Consider the following 17,770-nt stretch of genomic DNA (forward strand, 5'->3'; position numbering starts at 1 on the left):
TAGGCAGAACCCGAAGGGCAGCGCCTGTTTGGCATTGATGCTGCGTTATCGCCTATTTATGGGGAATAACCACACCACATAGGCTCTGCCTTGCCTAAATACCAAACAGACTGCTGCAAATTTAACCTTGAAAGGTCAACAGACCCTAGGCAAATGATTACAATTAAAATAAGGAGTGTTTAATGCGATTTTTTCAACTTGGCTTATTGTGCTTAGCACTTTTTATTCAATACCGACTTTGGTTTGGTCATAACGGGGTGCAAGATTACACCCGTTTAAAAAATGCGGTGGCATCGCATCAACAAACAAACGAAAAGCTAATAAAGCGCAATAAAGTATTAAAAGCGGATATAGAAGATTTAAAGCTCGGCCTTGAAGGTATAGAAGAGCGCGCCCGCAACGAATTAGGAATGATCAAACCGGACGAAACATTTATTCGTGTTTTACCGGCTCAACGCTATGATAAATAAACAAACCTTTGCTGCAATAGTGCCCGCTGCCGGTGTTGGTAGCCGAATGCAACATGCAACACCTAAGCAATATATTTCCCTCGCGGGAAAAACCATTTTAGAGCATACGCTCGCTAAGTTGGCGCAGTTACCGCAATTAAGCGCTATTGTGGTGGCATTGAGCGACAACGATCCTTACTTTAACGATCTTACGTTAACTGATTCTCGCATTGTGCGAACCCTTGGTGGCAAAGAGCGTGCAGATTCGGTGTTAAATAGCTTACTTTTTTTAGCGTCAGATCCGCCAAAATGGGTGTTGGTGCATGATGCGGCAAGGCCGTTAGTGAATGTTGCTGATATAGAGCGTTTAATAACGCAGTGCGTGCAAGCTGATGAAGGCGGTATTTTAGCCAGTAAAGTAAAAGACACCATAAAGCGTGGGCAAACTCATGCACAGCATACAGTGCCACGTGATGACTTATGGCAAGCGCTTACCCCGCAACTGTTTAAATACGACGAGCTGAAAACGGCACTGCAAAATGCGTTAGCCAATGGGGCAATTATTACTGATGAAGCCAGTGCCATGGAATGGGCAAACAAGCCTGTAAGATTAGTGGCAGGGCGCAGTGACAATATTAAAATTACCACCCCAGAAGATTTAGATTTAGCCAAATTTTTACTGCAAAAACAAAATAATGAGAGTGCAACATGATACGAATAGGCCATGGTTTTGACGTGCATAAATTTGGAGGCCAAGGACCTTTAACCATCTGCGGTGAAAAAATTGATTACCCACAAGGGTTTTTAGCGCACTCAGATGGTGATGTGGCTATTCATGCTTTATGTGACGCTATTTTAGGCGCATTGGCACTGGGTGATATTGGCAAGCATTTTCCCGATACGGCCAGTGAATATGAAAACATAGATAGCCGTATTTTACTTCGCCATGTAGTGAACCTTGCTAAACAGCAAGGTTATGTATTAGGTAATGCGGATGTCACCATTGTGGCGCAAGCGCCAAAAATGCTACCACATATTCAAGCCATGCGAGCCAACCTTGCCAGTGACTTAAATGCCGAGCTGTCACAGGTAAATGTTAAAGCCACAACCACCGAAAAACTCGGGTTTGAGGGGCGTAAAGAGGGCATTTCTAGTCATGCTGTGGTTATTATGAATAAAGCGTTAATGAGTAAACAAACCGCATGAGTGAATTAAATTATTTATACGGCGCACCGCTTTCTAAAGCCGATTTTAAAACCACCGCAGAAGATTTTATGGTCGATGAAGACCTCGGTATTGAGTTTACCGGCAGTGGTGAGCACGTGTGTTTGCAGGTGGTTAAAAAAGGCGAAAACACCCAATATGTGGCCAAGCTAATTGCGCAAAAAGCCGGTGTATCCCCCCGTGATGTAAGTTATGCGGGTATGAAAGACCGCCATGGCGTGTGCTCGCAGTGGTTTAGCGTGAAAGTACCGATTAAAAAGCATATTGATTTTACTGAGCTCAATAGTGAAAGTGTGTTTGTGGTTTCGCAGCAGCGTCATGAGCGTAAATTACGCACAGGTTGCCACAAGGGTAATAAATTCACCATCACCCTGCGTAATGTAACCAAGCCGCTTGATATTTTGTGCCGCATAAATGCAGTGCGTGCTGGTGTGCCCAATTACTTTGGTGAACAGCGCTTTGGCCGTGATGGTCATAACTTAGTAATGGCTGAAAAAATGTTTGCCGGTGAGCGTATTCGCGATAAAAAACTACGCGGTATTATCATCTCCGCTGCGCGTTCGCATGTGTTTAATCAAATTGTTAGTTTGCGCGTAGCACAGCACGGCCTTGCTAAAACTATGCACCGTGAAGTATTTATGCTCAGCGGCAGTAATGCATTTTTTGAAGATGCAATAAGCGATGAAAATATTGCGCGACTTGCCTCAGGCGATATTATGATGTCGGCTCCTATGGTAGGAAAAAGTGAAAAAGGCCTTACCGAACAAGAAAAAACATGGTTAGCGCCGTATCAGGCATGGTGTGATGGCTTAGGTGAATTAGGGCTTAAAAACGAGCGCAGAATGCTGCGTTTAATCCCGCAAGCGCTAAGCGTAGAAACACTTGATAACAGCACATTAAAACTCAGCTTTGGCTTACCCAAAGGCTGCTTTGCAACGGCTTTACTGCGCGAGTTGGTTGATTACACCGATGCCAGTCCTCGCGAGCGAAAAGAAAAGGACAACCTAGATGAAGATTCTATTAAGTAATGATGATGGTGTTAATGCCAAAGGCATTGCTGTTTTATACCAAGCGTTAATACAAATTGCCGAAGTTACGCTGGTTGCGCCAGACAGAAATTGCAGTGGTGCAAGTAACTCACTAACGTTAATGAACCCACTGCGTGCAACAACGCTCGACAATGGCTTTATATCGGTAAATGGTACTCCTACTGATTGCGTGCATTTAGGTGTGAATCAGTTAGCAGATGAAAAACCTGATCTAGTCGTTGCCGGTATTAACCATGGCGGTAATTTAGGCGATGACACGCTGTATTCTGGTACAGTGGCCGCGGCTACTGAAGGTCGTCATTTGGGTTTGCCAGCAATTGCGGTCTCTTTGTGCGCGCATGATGGTGAACATTTTGAAACGGCTGCGGCAGTCACGGTTAATATTATTAAAGGGCTTGCGTCGCATCCGCTGCCAAAAGATCAGATCATTAATATTAATGTTCCTGATATTGCGCTAAGTGAACTAAAAGGCATTCAGGTAACGCGCTTAGGCGCACGCCATAAAGCAGAAACCATGACAAAGCAAATAGATCCATGGGGGCGTGATATTTTTTGGTATGGCTCCCTCGGCCTTGAAAGCGATGCTGGGGAAGGTACTGATTTTTATGCAATTAACAATGGTTATGCGTCGGTTACGCCATTAAGCGTTGATATGACCGCCAAAGATAGTATTAAGGCCGTAGGAGAGTGGTTAGCCGATTTGGAGATCAATCGTGCTGGCTAATTACACCCGCAGTGCACAAGCGCTTTCAGAGCTGCTACAGCGAGAAGGCGTAGAAGATACCGAGGTTTTAAACGCAATAGCGCAAATTCCTCGGCATATTTTTATTGATGATGTTTTAAAGCACAAAGCGTATCAAAATACGGCGTTACCCATAGGGAAGGGACAAACTATTTCTCAGCCCTATATTGTTGCGCGAATGACCGAATTAATGCGCTTGGCTGGAGTTAAAAATAAAATACTAGAAATTGGCACCGGTTCTGGTTATCAAACAGCAGTGCTTGCCAAAGTATTCTCTAACGTATATTCAGTTGAACGTATAAAAGCGCTGCAATGGCAAGCAAAACGTCGGTTGCATCAGCTCGATTTGTATAATGTGGCTATGAAACATGGTGATGGTTGGCAAGGTTGGCAATCGCAAGCACCATTTGACGGTATTATAGTCACGGCCGCAGCAACCTACACTCCTCCTGAGTTACTCGCACAACTTGCCGATGGAGGCGTGTTACTTGCGCCTATTGGTGAGGGAGAACAAAAATTAACCATGGTTATTCGCCAAGGCGATAACTTTACAGAGCATGTAATTGCGCCAGTAAGATTTGTACCTTTAGTCTCTGGTGATATTGAATAGGAATTCATTTTGAAGTTGTTTACTAAGTTGTACGATATGGCCTTAGTGTGGGCTAAACACCGTCATGCAGAGCGTTATTTAGCCGCCATGAGCTTTTCCGAATCAGTCTTTTTTCCGGTGCCACCCGATGTGATGTTAGCGCCGATGTCGTTGGCACAACCGAGTAAAGCATGGCGATTTGCAAGTTTTACTACAATAGCGTCAGTACTTGGCGGTATTTTGGGTTATCTACTTGGGTTTTGGTTATTTGAGCCAGTTGTAGAGCCATTAATCGCGCAAATGCAATGGCAGGATAAATTTAACATAGCGTTAAATTGGTTTAAAGAATATGGGGTGTGGGTGGTGTTTTTAGCGGGGTTTTCTCCTATTCCTTATAAGGTGTTTACCATTGGTGCCGGTGTATTACACATGGCATTTTTACCCTTTATTATTGCCTCGGCAATTGGACGTGGGGCACGTTTCTTTTTAGTGGCTGCTTTAATGAAATGGGGGGGGGGTAAAATGGAGCAAAAATTACGTCAATATATTGAAGGCCTTGGCTGGACTGTTGTAGCTTTAATTGCGGTTGCGTATATATTATTGCGATAAGCACTATTATATTGAGGTATCAATACAGAGGGCAAAACACATTGAATAAACAAATACGTTGCTATGTTGCTTTATTTATTAGTGTTTTGCTTTGTGCCTGCTCATCTCGCCACGTTCCAGCACCGGTAAGTAATTTAAGTAACAATATTAACGATTACACTTCACGTATTAACATTAACGGTGCAAAGTACACAGTGCAAAAAGGCGATACACTTTACTCAATCGCTTTTAGTGCAGGGAAAGATTTTAGAGAGCTTGCAAAAAACAATTCTATTCCATCACCTTATATTATTGTCCCTGGTCAGGTTGTATCCCTTTTAGAACCAAGTAGAGCAAGGGCTGTAGAAAAAACGTATCAAAAAAAGTCAACTAAAAACCCATCTGATTTACAAAAAAATAACAAAAAGTTAAAGAAAGAGCTTGATAAGCCGAAACAACGAAGGTATGTTCAAAAACAAGCTAACCAAAAAATTAGTAAGCCTGACGGTTCGCAAAATAGAAAATTGAGGTGGTTTTGGCCTGCTAAAGGCAAAATAACACAACGCTTCTCTAGCAAGGAAAATGGTTACAAAGGCCTACAGATTACTAATAGAAAAGGGGCTGCAGTTTTAGCTGCTGCACATGGAACGGTCGTCTATGCGGGTAGCGCGCTGCGAGGATATGGTAATTTAATCATATTGAAACATAATGATGATTATCTAAGTGCTTATGCACATAACTCAAAGTTACTTGTTAAAGAAAAGCAAGAAGTGAAGGCGGGACAAAAAATAGCAGAAATTGGTAATTCAGAATCCACAGTAACGGCTCTTCGTTTTGAAATTCGTTATCGAGGTAAGGCTGTCAATCCTGCTAAATACCTACCCTGAGCTTCAAGGTGTTGATTAATTGTTCTGGAGAAGGCTCATGGCTAATACAGCAAAGTCTTATAAAACGACCACAGACCTTAATCTTAAGTTATTGATAGCTTGCTTAGGAGAAGTCTTATGGCTGATGTAGCAAAAGCTGATAAAATCCCCACTGATGATAAGTTTGACGATTCTAAACTTGAAGAGTCTTCACAGTTACTTGATACAGTGGATGATGAAGATGTATTTGTAAAAGAAGAAGTCACTAAAAATCTTGACGCCACACAGCTATACCTTGGCGAAATTGGTTTTTCCCCTTTACTAAGCGCCGAAGAAGAAGTCTTTTTTGCTCGTAAATCGTTAAAAGGCTGTGAAGCCTCCCGTAAACGTATGATTGAAAGTAACTTACGGCTCGTTGTTAAGATTGCACGTCGCTATAATAACCGTGGGCTTGCATTGCTTGATCTAATTGAAGAAGGTAATTTAGGCCTTATTCGAGCGGTTGAAAAGTTTGATCCCGAACGTGGTTTTCGTTTTTCTACTTATGCCACCTGGTGGATACGCCAAACAATTGAACGCGCCATAATGAACCAAACCCGTACTATTCGTTTACCTATTCATGTGGTTAAAGAGCTTAATGTTTATTTACGTACTGCTCGTGAATTAACTCAAAAACTCGATCATGAGCCTACCGCCGAGGAAATTGCAGAAAGTTTAGATAGGCCAGTTGAAGATGTAACCAAAATGCTGCGTTTAAATGAAAAAATAGCGTCTGTTGATATGCCTATTGGTGGTGAAAATGACAGTGCGTTATTGGATGTTATCGCTGATGAAAAAAATATGGGCCCCGAAGGAGAAGTACAAAACAATGATATGAATATGCATATTATTGATTGGTTAGGGGAGTTAAACCCTAAGCAACGCGAAGTACTCGCTCGTCGATTTGGCTTACTGGGCTATGAGCCTTCAACACTCGAAGACGTAGGTCGTGAGATAGGTTTAACGCGTGAGCGAGTTCGCCAAATTCAAGTAGAGGCACTGCGCCGGTTAAAAGACATTTTACAACAAGAAGGATTGAGCACCGAAAGCTTATTTGAGCAGTTTGCTTAACACTGAAATTACATAATGTAATACACAGCCCGGCTTTTTAAGTCGGGCTGTTTGCTTGTTAAAGTAACGCTTTTAATTTATACAATAATTCATGCGCTTGACGTGGTGATAAGTTATCGGGGTCAATTGCTGCTAGCTGTTCTTCAAGCTCAGAGGGAGAGTGAAGTACGGTTTCGTTGTCGAAAGTAAAAGTCTGTTGTTCGGTACTTGGTGTTGTTACGCTTTGATGATTTTCTAATAGCGCAAGCTTTTGTTTTGCTTGGTAAATAACCTCTTTAGGTACACCCGCCAGTGCCGCCACCTGTAATCCAAAGCTTTTACTTGCAGCGCCATCTAATACTTTATGCATAAAGGCAATCGTATCGTTGTGCTCTATGGCATCTAAGTGCACATTAACTAATCCAGGTGTTTGCTCAGCAAGTTCTGTAAGTTCAAAGTAATGAGTGGCAAATAAGGTTTTTGCCGCTATTTTTGATGCTAAATGATCAGCTGTTGCATACGCAAGTGATAAGCCATCATACGTACTCGTTCCTCGGCCAATTTCATCCATAAGCACCAGAGACTGCGCGGTGGCATTATTTAAAATTGTCGCTGTTTCGGTCATTTCAACCATAAACGTAGAACGCCCAGAAGCTAAATCATCACTGGCACCAATGCGGGTAAATATTCTATCTATATTACCAATTTTAGCGCTATCAGCTGGGATATAACAGCCAATGTGTGCCATAAGCACAATTAACGCGGTTTGGCGCATATAAGTTGATTTACCCCCCATGTTAGGACCGGTAATAATCAGCATTTTACGTTGGCTGTTTAGCTCTACTGGGTTGGCAATAAATGGGTCTTTCATTACTTGCTCTACCACAGGGTGGCGGCCTTGTTTAATACTGATATTATCGTTATCGCACAGTTCTGGTTTTGCATAATTGAGTGTTTGCGCACGTTCTGCTAAGTTGTTCAGCACGTCTAAATCAGCAATCACCGAAGCCATTATTTGTAACTGTTCAATATGTGGCGCAATAAATTCAAATAACTGTTCATACAGCTGTTTTTCAAGCGCTAGCGCTTTGGATTGACTACCCAGTACTTTATCTTCGTGTTCTTTAAGCTCTGGAATTATATAACGCTCGTTATTTTTTAAGGTTTGGCGACGAATATAATCTGCTGGAACTAAATGTGAATTAGCGCGGCTCACTTCAATAAAAAAGCCATGCACACGGTTATAACCAATTTTAAGCGTGCTTATTCCGGTACGTTCGCGCTCGCGTAGCTCTAATTGTTCAAGTACATCGGTAGCACCTTGGCTTAAATTACGCCATTCATCAAGTTCGCTGTTATAGCTTGGTGCAATGACGCCGCCATCACGAATTAACACCGGTGGGTTATCAATCACGGCACGTTCAAGTAGAGCTTGCAGTTCAGGGAGCTCTTTAGAATGCTCAATAATATGAGCAATACGTGGATCTGTGGCATCATTTAACAAGGTATGTAGCGGTGCCAGTGCTTGCAATGCGCTGCGAAGTCGCGTTAAATCGCGTGGACGAGCGGTGTGTAATGCCAAACGTGCAATAACACGTTCTATATCACCAATATCTTTGAGTGCTTGATGAAGTTCGCTGCATAGTTGTGCATCTAAAATGGCACTAATGGCATTGAGTCGTGAATTGAGCTCATCTTTATTGCGAATAGGCGTATGAATACGACGTTTAAGCAATCGTGAGCCCATAGCGGTAGCCGTTTTATCAAGCACCTGCGCTAAGGTATTTTCATATCCGCCTGATAAATTAACGGTCAGCTCAAGGTTTTTACGAGTCGATGCATCTAAAATTACCGCATGTTCGTTATGTTCAAGTGTGATTGCGCGAATGTGGGGCAGGGCAATGCGTTGAGTATCTTTAACGTATTGCATTAAGCAGCCTGCGGCAACAATTGCAGAGTGTGCTTTGTCTACCCCAAAACCGACTAAATCTTTGGTGCCAAACTGCTCGCACAATAAATGTTGAGCGGTATCTAAATCAAATTCCCATTGTGGGCGGCGGCGTGCCCCCTTGATGTGTTCAATTAAATGCGTGTTTTCAAAACGTTCGCTGTAAAGTAATTCAGCAGGAGAAAGACGTTGAAGCGTAGAGCTAAATGCTTCATCAGTGTTAACTTCAACGACATTGAAACGCCCTGAATTAATATCAAGGTAGGCAATCCCGTATTGGCCCTTTTTATTTTGCCATACACTGGTTAAAAGGTTGTCTTGGCGTTCTTGCAGTAGCGCTTCGTCAGAAATTGTACCTGGGGTTACAATACGTACTACTTTACGCTCAACAGGCCCTTTGCTGGTGGCAGGGTCGCCTACTTGTTCACAAATAGCCACTGACTCACCCATTTGTACTAAGCGGGCTAAGTAGTTCTCTACCGCATGATAAGGTACACCTGCCATCGGTATTGGATCGCCGCCAGCTTTACCGCGATGTGTCTGTGAAATATCTAGCAGCTGTGCGGCGCGTTTTGCGTCATCAAAAAAAAGTTCATAAAAATCACCCATCCGATAAAACAATAAAATATCGCGATGCGCTGATTTTATTTTTAGATACTGCTGCATCATAGGGGTTTGTTGTTCTATAGTGTGCGGTGCATAAAGATCAAACGACATGTATTTACCCAAAGGCTGAATATGAAATTACATCAAGAGATTAAAACACTTGCTGCGCAATTAGGCGCTATTTTAACGGATAAACGCTTATGGATCACTACTGCTGAATCATGTACCGGTGGCGGGGTGAGTTATTCGCTTACAGATACACCCGGAAGTTCAAATTATATTGACCGTGCGTTTGTTACTTACAGTAACGAGGCAAAGCATGAATTACTTAACGTCAAGCTTGATACTCTCGCGCAATTTGGAGCGGTAAGTGAACAAACAGTTAAAGAGATGGCTGCAGGCGCTTGTAAGGCAGCTAATGCCGATATTGGCATTGCTATTTCAGGGATTGCAGGGCCTGGCGGTGCAACAGCGGGTAAGCCTGTGGGGCTGGTATGGTTTGGGCTGCAAATCAATGATGAACACTGGACATTTGAGCAAGTATTTAGTGGTGATAGAGCGCAAGTAAGGCTACAAGCCATTGTATTTTCATTAAAAATAATAATAGAGAAGATAAAATAATAAAATTAGCTTGATACTGTGATTTCATACAGTATACTTGTCTACATTAGCTGGATTGGAGAGTAGAATGAACGATAACAAACAAAAAGCATTGGATGCGGCTTTATCACAAATTGAACGTCAATTTGGTAAAGGCTCAATTATGAAATTGGGTGATAATAAGGCGTTAAACATCGAATCTATATCAACAGGATCATTAGGGATTGATATTGCATTAGGTATAGGCGGCCTGCCAATGGGGCGTATTGTTGAAGTGTATGGCCCGGAGTCATCAGGTAAAACAACACTTACATTGCAAGTTATCGCTGAAGCTCAAAAAGAAGGTAAAACCTGTGCCTTTGTTGATGCTGAGCATGCCCTAGATCCAGTATACGCCCAAAAGTTAGGTGTTAACATTGATGAGTTATTTGTATCTCAACCAGATACAGGTGAACAAGCGCTTGAGATTTGCGACATGTTAGTACGTTCAAGTGCGGTTGATGTGGTTGTTATTGACTCGGTGGCAGCATTAACACCCAAAGCTGAAATTGAAGGCGACATGGGTGACTCACACATGGGCTTACAAGCACGTTTAATGTCACAAGCATTGCGTAAGCTTACAGGCAATATTAAACGCTCAAACACATTGTGTATTTTTATTAACCAAATTCGTATGAAAATTGGTGTGATGTTTGGTAACCCTGAAACCACCACTGGGGGTAACGCACTTAAATTTTACGCCTCAGTACGTATTGATATTCGTCGTATTGGTTCGGTAAAAGAAGGTGATGAAGTTGTTGGTAACGAGACCCGTGTTAAAATTGTAAAAAATAAAGTGGCACCGCCGTTTAAACAAGCTGAATTTATCATTATGTATGGCGAAGGTATTTCTAAGCAAGGCGAGCTGATTGATTTAGGTGTTAAGCATAAACTGGTTGAAAAAGCCGGTGCTTGGTACAGCTACAATGGCAATAAAGTTGGCCAAGGTAAGTCTAATTCAATTAAATTCTTAAAAGAAAACCCTGAGATTGCTGATGAGATTGAAGGTAAACTGCGTGAGATGTTGTTACTAAAAGCAACCGTTGAGCCAGAAGATGGTGAAGACGTATTAGGTGAAGCGCCAGAGCTTTAAATATTGATACATTGTTATAGCTTGATTTGACCCGAGCTAAAAAAAGCGCTAACTACTGAGGTTAGCGCTTTTTTGTTATTAAAAATTTAAAGCGCACTTCTAGTAGTAACTGAGGTGCGTCTAATTAAAGTTGGGCTTTAAAAGCGATAGGTTAGACTGATTTTACCGCTCATAGGAGAGCCATAAAAACCAACATTAGCTAAGCTAGTAATGTATTTTTCATCAGTAATGTTATCAATGTTAGCTTGTATTGATACGTTTTCTGAAGCATTCCAACGAGCAAATGCGTTTACAAGTAAATAAGAATCCTGCTTCACATTACTTGCTATATTTGCTGTTTTCGATTGCCATTTACCTGCTAAACCAAACTGAAAGTCAGGTAGTTGTGGTAATGTATAATCGAATGAAAAATTAACAACATTTTCAGGTTCCCACTCATGAGAGCTATTGCCAGCGTCATCATTAATATCTAAGTATGTATAGGCAAATACAGCATTTAGATCATCTGTTATATGTCCGGTTAACTCTAATTCAAAGCCCTGTGTATCTTGATCTTCACCTTTATAGTAATTAAATCCAGATGAGTTTAGTCCAGCGTAAGTTGCAATATTTTTTTGTTTGGCACTAAATATTGCAAAGGTAGCAAGTAGACGATCATCAAACCATTGAGTTTTTACTCCAATTTCGTAATTAACACCTTTACTTGGATCTAAAAAGTTACCGTCGTAATCATATTGTTCTTGTGGTTGATAAATATCGGAGTAGCTTACATATACATTAACATCGTCATTGATTGCATACGTTGTTGCAAGGTAAGGGCTAACTTCATTTTCATTATTATCTATGGCAACGCCTTGGCTGAAGCCTGTACGCTCATAATCGATGGCGTTAAAGCCAGCAATAACAAAAAGATCACTTGTTAGGTTTAATTTAGTAGAACCAAAGAATCGCTTCAAAGTAACATCAATATCAGCATACTTAGTTTGAGCTCCCCAAATAGGCTCAGCAATCGCATCTAACGCGTATGGAAAAGCAGGCGCCAATCCGTAAGCTTCAGTTGTTGCTGCATCATAAGAGTTAGTAAAAGAATAGGCCGTACTTTGTGAAATACTTCCACCAAGCATTAATTCATGCTCTTGACCAAATAAGCTATATTCACCTTTAGCTGTAATATCAAATAAATCAGCTGAGAATTCTGTATCGTATCGCCCAGGAAGACTAACTAAACCTAAATTAGTTTCACTATCGAACATCTTCTGAGCGTCATAAAGATAAAGTAATTTACTTTGATCCTCAGAGTCTTGGTAATTATAAGTTGTTTTAATCTCCCAGTTATTATTGAAAACATAAGTGTATTCAATAAACGCAGTGGTATTAAGAGTATCCCATTTAGTCCACTCTTGAGCTGTACTAGTACCTACATCCCATTCAGCTTGTGTACCATCGGCATATGAAAGCGGTAATCCTCCCCACATAGTTCCATCAGTATTAGCATCTTGATACGAAACGCCAAATGAAAGTGTTGAATTATTTGTTAGTTGCCCATCAACCACGCCAGAGAAGTAAGTACGATCATTTTCTAAGCCATCCAAATATGAATCAGAATCTTCTGCAGCAGCCACAATGCGTGCAGCCCAATCACCTGATTCTGTGAGTAAAAATGAATAATCTGCTTGTAAGCGTTTTAAACCATAAGTACCAACAGAGATACCGACTTCACCTTTATTTTCATTTGTTGGACGCTTTCGAACATAGTTAATAGTACCTGCCGCATTACCAACGCCTGTTAGTTGCCCATTAGCACCTCGAATGACTTCAATTTTTTCATAACCATAACTTTCCATTGCACCAGTAACAAGTCCCCAGTTATTAGGTAATCCAACACCATCAACTTGAGTGCTTTTAATATCAAACCCTCGGGAAGTATATCGTGTGCGGTTAGTTTCACCTTGCTCTACAGTAATACCCGTGGCCATTTTCAATGCATCATTAATACTATTTGCAGAAAATTTTTGGAGTTGTTCTGCGCTTATTACACTAATAGACTGTGGTGTTTCATTAAGCTCTATAGTTAAACCTGTAGCACCTTGGCTAACACGATCTTGACGTACACCAAGTATTAATATTTCTTCCATTTTTTCATCGTTATTTTCAACGGTATTTTTAGTTGATGCCTCTTGTGCATGAACCGAAAAGCCCATAGCTAAAACTAAAGAAGAAAGTGCAAAAGTGCGATTGAGTTTCATGGTTTCCCTTAATTAATATTATTTGAGTTTATTTAAGTAGTTGGCACATTCTACTATTTAGATTTAAAAATCTCAAATAAAAATAATTATCATTTGCATAGGTGTTTTTACTGGGTTTAATAGAAAGCAATTAGTCTGTGAATAGTCTTATAGTTACTGTGGATGATACTGTTTGTAGAAATGAGTTCGTTAAAAAAGGTAATTCAATAGCTATTTTGTTTTGATATTGAGTTGTAATGTAAAATGGGAGGTGTGTAGCCGGTTACGTGCGGTCATGCTCGTTTTTATTGCTATTATTGATGATTTTTTGTGGTTTTACTTGTTAAGCTTTAATTGAACAAAAAAGCGGCCAAAGCCGCTCAGGAAGTAAAACAGTATGTTAAGGGAGTGTGAAATTAAAATGCATATTTAACAGAGAACTGTAAGCGATCCAGATCGCCATCTACACCACTTTCTTGCTCACGCTCGGCATGTTTTAATTCAGCGCCAAAGGTTAGGCGTTTAACTGGTGAATAAAGAATGTTAGCACTGTAGCTTTGACTTGATTTTGTTGGATCACCTGAAATTGCAAACAAGCTTTCATTGTTATCCGCTGAAAAGAACGAATATAGGAAAGTAGAGCGCCACTGGCTGTTCCACTTATGTTGATAAGCAATAAAACCAGAGGTTGAATCAATGGCATCTAAGTCATTACCGTTAAGCACTGCACCGCGTGCTACGTTTATACCAACATAACGACCCAAGCCTTTACCTTGAGTAAGCATAAATTTAAGGTTGTCTTCTCCAAGCTTCACCATGCCGGATGCGCTAACACCAAATGAGGTTTCATCGGCATCAACATCACCTATTTTATAGGTAAGTTGACGTGCAAGTGCAGCAACTACAACGTTACCCCAATCAGCTTTGTGGGTGTAGCGTGCGGTAAAATCAGGTAATGAAGCATCATCGGTAACAGCCATACTACCACCGGCTGTAGTGATTGTGCTTTCTGGATTCTCTAACGAAAAAGACCATGCACCTGTAGTGTATTTAATTTGAGATTGACGAACAAATACCGTGCCCTCCGCAGGGCCAACAAAATCGAGCGCTTCGGGTAATGCACCTACGTTTTGAAAGTTTGACCACGTTTGACCAAATAACCAACCATCATAAGAGATAAAAGCATGACGAATGCGCGGAGAATAAGAGTTAGATACCCGTTCATTACCGCCAGGTGCAGAGGCTAGGAAATCAAGTTCTACTTTTGTATTGACGGTTTTACCATTATCTAAAAGCGTTGAAGTACCAAAGTTAAAGCGAGATTCACGGGCATGCATATCAAATACGGCATCCGAGCTGTTGTCGTTACCTACAGGTACTGTGCTTGGAACATAAAAGTCACGGCCAACGTTTGTGCCAGCAGGTGCACCCGCTGAATAGTCACTCCACATTGCGTCGAGTTTAATGTATCCACCGTAGGTAAACTCTGTATCACCTATTTTTGCAGCTGTTGCGGCATAAGCGCTGCTAGAAAACGCGCAAAGTACGGCACTGGCTACTAGTGTTTTTATAGGGCTAAATTTCATTGTTTCGTCCTTTATAGGCTACTTGTTGTGTAGTTCTTTTATATTGTTTGTTAAAAAGTATTTGTAAATACTATCATTTTATTACTAGCTAAAGCATTTACCGATGTAAGCTACTTTTGTACATGTAAACAATTTACTCAATCAACTATTAGTCTATTAGACTAAGGTTTAATAATTGTATGGGAATACACTTAACACTTATTTAACAGAATGTTATTTACGGTATTATAGACAAGATAGCCATTGTTTGAAGCTTGATACAACTAATGTCTAATATTTAATAGTGCACTGCTGAGTGATGCTTAGTTAAAACCAGAATATAAGTTGGAGACAAATATGTCACAAAGTATCTACCCAGTTCCTGCGAGCATCAAAAGCGCAGCGCTCGTCGATAATGAAAAATATAATACGATGTATAAACAGTCTGTTGAGGACCCTAAAGGGTTTTGGGCTGAGCACGGTAAACGCCTAGACTGGTATACTCCTTATTCTAAAGTAAAAAACACCTCTTTTGATAAAGGCCATATTAATATCAAATGGTATGAAGATGGTTACCTAAACGCATCTTATAACTGTATTGATCGTCATTTAAAAACAAAAGCTAATAAGGTCGCACTAATTTGGGAAGGCGATGATCCTTCGCAAAGCGAAAATATCACCTATCAACAATTACATGATGAAGTTGCTAAGTTTGCTAATGGGTTAAAAAAGTTAGGGGTGAAAAAAGGTGACCGTGTTGCCATTTATATGCCAATGAGCCCACAGGCTATTTATGCAATGCAAGCTTGTGCCCGTATCGGTGCGATTCACTCGGTTATATTTGGCGGTTTTTCACCATCGGCGATTGCGGATCGTATTAATGATTCGGGTGCTAAAGTGGTGATTACGTCAGATCAAGGTAGACGCGCGGGTAATTGTGTTCCCCTTAAAGCAAACGTTGACGAAGCTGTACTTCAAGATTCAGTGACCAGCGTTGAGCACGTTGTCGTGCATAAATTAACTGCTGGCGATGTAGATTGGCATCCTCATGACATTTGGTGGCATGATTTAGTTGCAGATCAAGCACCAGAGTGTGAACCTGAGCGAATGAACGCCGAAGATCCATTGTTTATTTTATATACATCAGGCTCAACAGGTCAGCCAAAAGGTGTGGTGCATACTACCGGTGGTTATTTAGTGTATTCATCAATGACCCACGAATATGTTTTTGACTTAAAAGAAGATGATATTTTTTGGTGTAGCGCCGATGTCGGCTGGATCACAGGCCATAGTTATATTGCTTATGGGCCGCTCGTTAATGGGTGTACACAAGTGGTATTTGAAGGTGTACCGACTTATCCAACAGCAGGGCGTATGGGAGAAATCGTTGATAAACATAACGTGACTATTTTATACACCGCACCGACTGCTATTCGTGCACTGATGGCAAAAGGTGATGAACCAATTGCTAGTTCAAATCGAGATAGTTTGCGCATTTTGGGGTCAGTGGGAGAGCCCATCAATCCAGAAGCATGGACCTGGTACTTTGAAAAAATTGGTAAATCTAACTGCCCAATTGTTGATACATGGTGGCAAACCGAAACGGGCGGTATCATGATTGCGCCACTGCCAGGGGCTACAGATCTGAAGCCAGGCTCTGCAACGCGACCATTTTTTGGTATTGCGCCAGCATTATATGATGCAGAGGGTAATACATTAGAGGGCGCAGTGGAAGGTAATCTGGTTATTTTGGATAGCTGGCCTTCACAAGCACGAACTGTGTATGGCGATCATGAGCGCTTTGAACAAACATACTTTAGCGCCTACCCAGGTGTTTACTTTACAGGAGACGGCTGTCGTCGTGATGACGACGGTGATTACTGGATAACAGGGCGTGTTGATGATGTACTTAATGTATCAGGTCATCGTCTAGGTACGGCTGAGATTGAAAGTGCCTTAGTTGCTCATGAAGCGGTTGCTGAAGCGGCAGTGGTTGGTTACCCGCATGACATTAAAGGCCAAGGTATATATGTATACATTACCCCTAACGAAGGCGTCACAGTTAGCGATGAATTAACCAAAGAAATTCGTAATTGGGTACGTAAAGAACTCAGCCCCATTGCATCACCCGATATGATCCAATGGTCGCCGGGGTTACCAAAAACGCGTTCAGGTAAAATTATGCGCCGTATTTTACGTAAAATTGCCGCCAATGAGTACCAACAGCTAGGTGATACGTCAACGCTTGCGGATCCGTCGGTGGTTGATGAGTTAGTAGAAAACCGATTAAATCGTTAATTTCGCGTTAAAAGCTTGATTACAAGTTGATTCTAAACGTAGTATATCGGCTGTTATCTATTGGATAGCAGCCGAATTTTTGGGAGTAAACAATGAGTCAGTTTTTAATAGCGGACGATCACCCGTTATTTCGTGAAGCATTAAAGGGCGCTTTGAGCGCAAAGTTTACTGATTTAGAGGTTTTTGAATCAGCTGATTTTGATAGCACATTGCAAGTGTTAAGCGAACAAGACGATCTTGATATCTTATTACTAGATTTACATATGCCAGGCAATGGCGACTTGTATGGATTAATTCGTATACGTGAAGATTATCCGAGCCTGCCCATAGCGGTGGTGTCGGGCAGTGAAGATGTAAATATTGTTTCTAAAGTAATGGGTTATGGTGCAATGGGGTTTATTCCCAAATCATCATCATCCGATGATATTGCCAATGCAATAAACCAGATATTAGAGGGTGATATTTGGCTGCCAACAGAGCTTAAAAATAAAGTAGCCGAAATTGCAGGTCAGGATAAAGAAATTGCTGCACAGGTGGCATCACTTACTCCACAGCAGTATCGTGTATTACAATATTTGCACGAAGGCTTGTTGAATAAACAAATAGCGTACGAACTGCATATTTCTGAAGCCACGGTCAAAGCACACATTACCGCCATATTTAGAAAACTTGGTGTTTATAACCGTACTCAAGCTGTTTTAATTGCCGCAAAATTACAACTAGAACCGATAGAGCAAGTTTAAACAGGTTACTTTAGAGGCGAGAGCCTCTTTTTGTTACTTAAGTGTATAAGCACTCCC

General features: G+C 41.2%; 16 protein-coding genes. 13 read left to right on the forward strand and 3 right to left on the reverse strand.

All coding sequences use genetic code 11. The features are described from left to right. Window positions 1–182 precede the first annotated feature (182 nt). The 9 genes from ftsB to rpoS all read left to right on the forward strand — a co-directional run bounded on the left by ftsB (window position 183) and on the right by rpoS (window position 6,617). Complete coding sequence (gene ftsB, locus AC6H44_RS03105; protein WP_500737445.1) at window positions 183–470, forward strand: cell division protein FtsB; 288 nt, start codon at window positions 183–185, stop codon at window positions 468–470. After that, window positions 460–1,161 carry a 2-C-methyl-D-erythritol 4-phosphate cytidylyltransferase gene (gene ispD / locus AC6H44_RS03110; protein ID WP_500737446.1) on the forward strand — a complete coding sequence of 234 codons (702 nt, stop codon included), beginning with the start codon at window positions 460–462 and terminating at the stop codon, window positions 1,159–1,161. Before ftsB ends, ispD begins: the two co-directional genes overlap by 11 nt. Then, window positions 1,158–1,655 carry a 2-C-methyl-D-erythritol 2,4-cyclodiphosphate synthase gene (ispF, locus tag AC6H44_RS03115; protein WP_500737448.1) on the forward strand — a complete coding sequence of 166 codons (498 nt, stop codon included), beginning with the start codon at window positions 1,158–1,160 and terminating at the stop codon, window positions 1,653–1,655. The genes ispD and ispF overlap by 4 nt, the downstream gene beginning before the upstream one ends. Further along, window positions 1,652–2,701, forward strand: a complete 1,050-nt coding sequence (truD, locus tag AC6H44_RS03120) for a tRNA pseudouridine(13) synthase TruD (protein ID WP_500737449.1) — start codon at window positions 1,652–1,654, stop codon at window positions 2,699–2,701. The genes ispF and truD overlap by 4 nt, the downstream gene beginning before the upstream one ends. After that, window positions 2,682–3,446, forward strand: coding sequence for a 5'/3'-nucleotidase SurE (surE, locus tag AC6H44_RS03125; protein ID WP_500737450.1), 765 nt, complete (start codon window positions 2,682–2,684; stop codon window positions 3,444–3,446). Before truD ends, surE begins: the two co-directional genes overlap by 20 nt. Continuing rightward, the gene (locus AC6H44_RS03130) at window positions 3,436–4,074 is read left to right on the forward strand and encodes a protein-L-isoaspartate(D-aspartate) O-methyltransferase (protein WP_500737451.1); all 639 of its coding nucleotides are present in this window, start codon (window positions 3,436–3,438) and stop codon (window positions 4,072–4,074) included. The genes surE and AC6H44_RS03130 overlap by 11 nt, the downstream gene beginning before the upstream one ends. A gap of 9 nt (window positions 4,075–4,083) precedes the next feature. Further along, window positions 4,084–4,662: a YqaA family protein gene (locus AC6H44_RS03135; RefSeq protein ID WP_500737452.1), complete on the forward strand. Its 579-nt coding sequence runs from the start codon at window positions 4,084–4,086 to the stop codon at window positions 4,660–4,662. A 41-nt stretch (window positions 4,663–4,703) separates the two neighbouring features. Continuing rightward, window positions 4,704–5,528: a peptidoglycan DD-metalloendopeptidase family protein gene (locus AC6H44_RS03140; RefSeq protein WP_500737453.1), complete on the forward strand. Its 825-nt coding sequence runs from the start codon at window positions 4,704–4,706 to the stop codon at window positions 5,526–5,528. Between the two features lie 117 nt (window positions 5,529–5,645). Then, window positions 5,646–6,617 carry an RNA polymerase sigma factor RpoS gene (rpoS, locus tag AC6H44_RS03145; RefSeq protein ID WP_500737454.1) on the forward strand — a complete coding sequence of 324 codons (972 nt, stop codon included), beginning with the start codon at window positions 5,646–5,648 and terminating at the stop codon, window positions 6,615–6,617. Window positions 6,618–6,675: 58 nt separating this feature from the next. Here rpoS and mutS read toward each other — a convergent pair whose 3' ends face one another. Continuing rightward, on the reverse strand, window positions 6,676–9,261 hold the full coding sequence (gene mutS, locus AC6H44_RS03150; protein WP_500737455.1) for a DNA mismatch repair protein MutS: 2,586 nt from the start codon (window positions 9,259–9,261) through the stop codon (window positions 6,676–6,678). 21 nt (window positions 9,262–9,282) lie between these two features. Here mutS and AC6H44_RS03155 point away from each other — a divergent pair, with 21 nt between their 5' ends. Both AC6H44_RS03155 and recA read left to right on the forward strand, forming a co-directional pair. Next, window positions 9,283–9,771, forward strand: coding sequence for a CinA family protein (locus AC6H44_RS03155; protein ID WP_500737456.1), 489 nt, complete (start codon window positions 9,283–9,285; stop codon window positions 9,769–9,771). 67 nt (window positions 9,772–9,838) lie between these two features. Beyond that, window positions 9,839–10,882, forward strand: coding sequence for a recombinase RecA (recA, locus tag AC6H44_RS03160; RefSeq protein ID WP_500737457.1), 1,044 nt, complete (start codon window positions 9,839–9,841; stop codon window positions 10,880–10,882). 137 nt (window positions 10,883–11,019) lie between these two features. Here recA and AC6H44_RS03165 read toward each other — a convergent pair whose 3' ends face one another. Both AC6H44_RS03165 and AC6H44_RS03170 read right to left on the reverse strand, forming a co-directional pair. Then, window positions 11,020–13,128 carry a TonB-dependent siderophore receptor gene (locus AC6H44_RS03165; protein WP_500737458.1) on the reverse strand — a complete coding sequence of 703 codons (2,109 nt, stop codon included), beginning with the start codon at window positions 13,126–13,128 and terminating at the stop codon, window positions 11,020–11,022. Window positions 13,129–13,523: 395 nt separating this feature from the next. Then, window positions 13,524–14,693 (reverse strand): DcaP family trimeric outer membrane transporter, encoded by a 1,170-nt coding sequence (locus AC6H44_RS03170; RefSeq protein ID WP_500737459.1) that lies wholly within the window; start codon window positions 14,691–14,693, stop codon window positions 13,524–13,526. Window positions 14,694–15,029: 336 nt separating this feature from the next. Between AC6H44_RS03170 and acs the strand changes: the two genes are divergently transcribed. After that, entirely contained in the window at window positions 15,030–16,970 is a 1,941-nt protein-coding gene (acs, locus tag AC6H44_RS03175) for an acetate--CoA ligase (protein WP_500737460.1), read from the forward strand. 92 nt (window positions 16,971–17,062) lie between these two features. After that, window positions 17,063–17,713 carry a response regulator transcription factor gene (locus AC6H44_RS03180; protein ID WP_500737461.1) on the forward strand — a complete coding sequence of 217 codons (651 nt, stop codon included), beginning with the start codon at window positions 17,063–17,065 and terminating at the stop codon, window positions 17,711–17,713. Window positions 17,714–17,770: the final 57 nt, after the last annotated feature.

It is taken from the genome of Pseudoalteromonas sp. TAP-3C (assembly GCF_059888565.1).

Bases quoted from the DNA above. Each gene is read 5' to 3' on its own strand.
- rpoS (WP_500737454.1), top strand. From the start codon at position 5,646: ATGGCTGATGTAGCAAAAGCTGATAAAATCCCCACTGATGATAAGTTT.
- ispF (WP_500737448.1), top strand. From the start codon at position 1,158: ATGATACGAATAGGCCATGGTTTTGACGTGCATAAATTTGGAGGCCAA.
- AC6H44_RS03180 (WP_500737461.1), top strand. From the start codon at position 17,063: ATGAGTCAGTTTTTAATAGCGGACGATCACCCGTTATTTCGTGAAGCA.
- ispD (WP_500737446.1), top strand. From the start codon at position 460: ATGATAAATAAACAAACCTTTGCTGCAATAGTGCCCGCTGCCGGTGTT.
- recA (WP_500737457.1), top strand. From the start codon at position 9,839: ATGAACGATAACAAACAAAAAGCATTGGATGCGGCTTTATCACAAATT.
- mutS (WP_500737455.1), bottom strand. From the start codon at position 9,261: ATGTCGTTTGATCTTTATGCACCGCACACTATAGAACAACAAACCCCT.
- AC6H44_RS03165 (WP_500737458.1), bottom strand. From the start codon at position 13,128: ATGAAACTCAATCGCACTTTTGCACTTTCTTCTTTAGTTTTAGCTATG.
- surE (WP_500737450.1), top strand. From the start codon at position 2,682: ATGAAGATTCTATTAAGTAATGATGATGGTGTTAATGCCAAAGGCATT.
- truD (WP_500737449.1), top strand. From the start codon at position 1,652: ATGAGTGAATTAAATTATTTATACGGCGCACCGCTTTCTAAAGCCGAT.
- ftsB (WP_500737445.1), top strand. From the start codon at position 183: ATGCGATTTTTTCAACTTGGCTTATTGTGCTTAGCACTTTTTATTCAA.
- acs (WP_500737460.1), top strand. From the start codon at position 15,030: ATGTCACAAAGTATCTACCCAGTTCCTGCGAGCATCAAAAGCGCAGCG.
- AC6H44_RS03170 (WP_500737459.1), bottom strand. From the start codon at position 14,693: ATGAAATTTAGCCCTATAAAAACACTAGTAGCCAGTGCCGTACTTTGC.
- AC6H44_RS03155 (WP_500737456.1), top strand. From the start codon at position 9,283: ATGAAATTACATCAAGAGATTAAAACACTTGCTGCGCAATTAGGCGCT.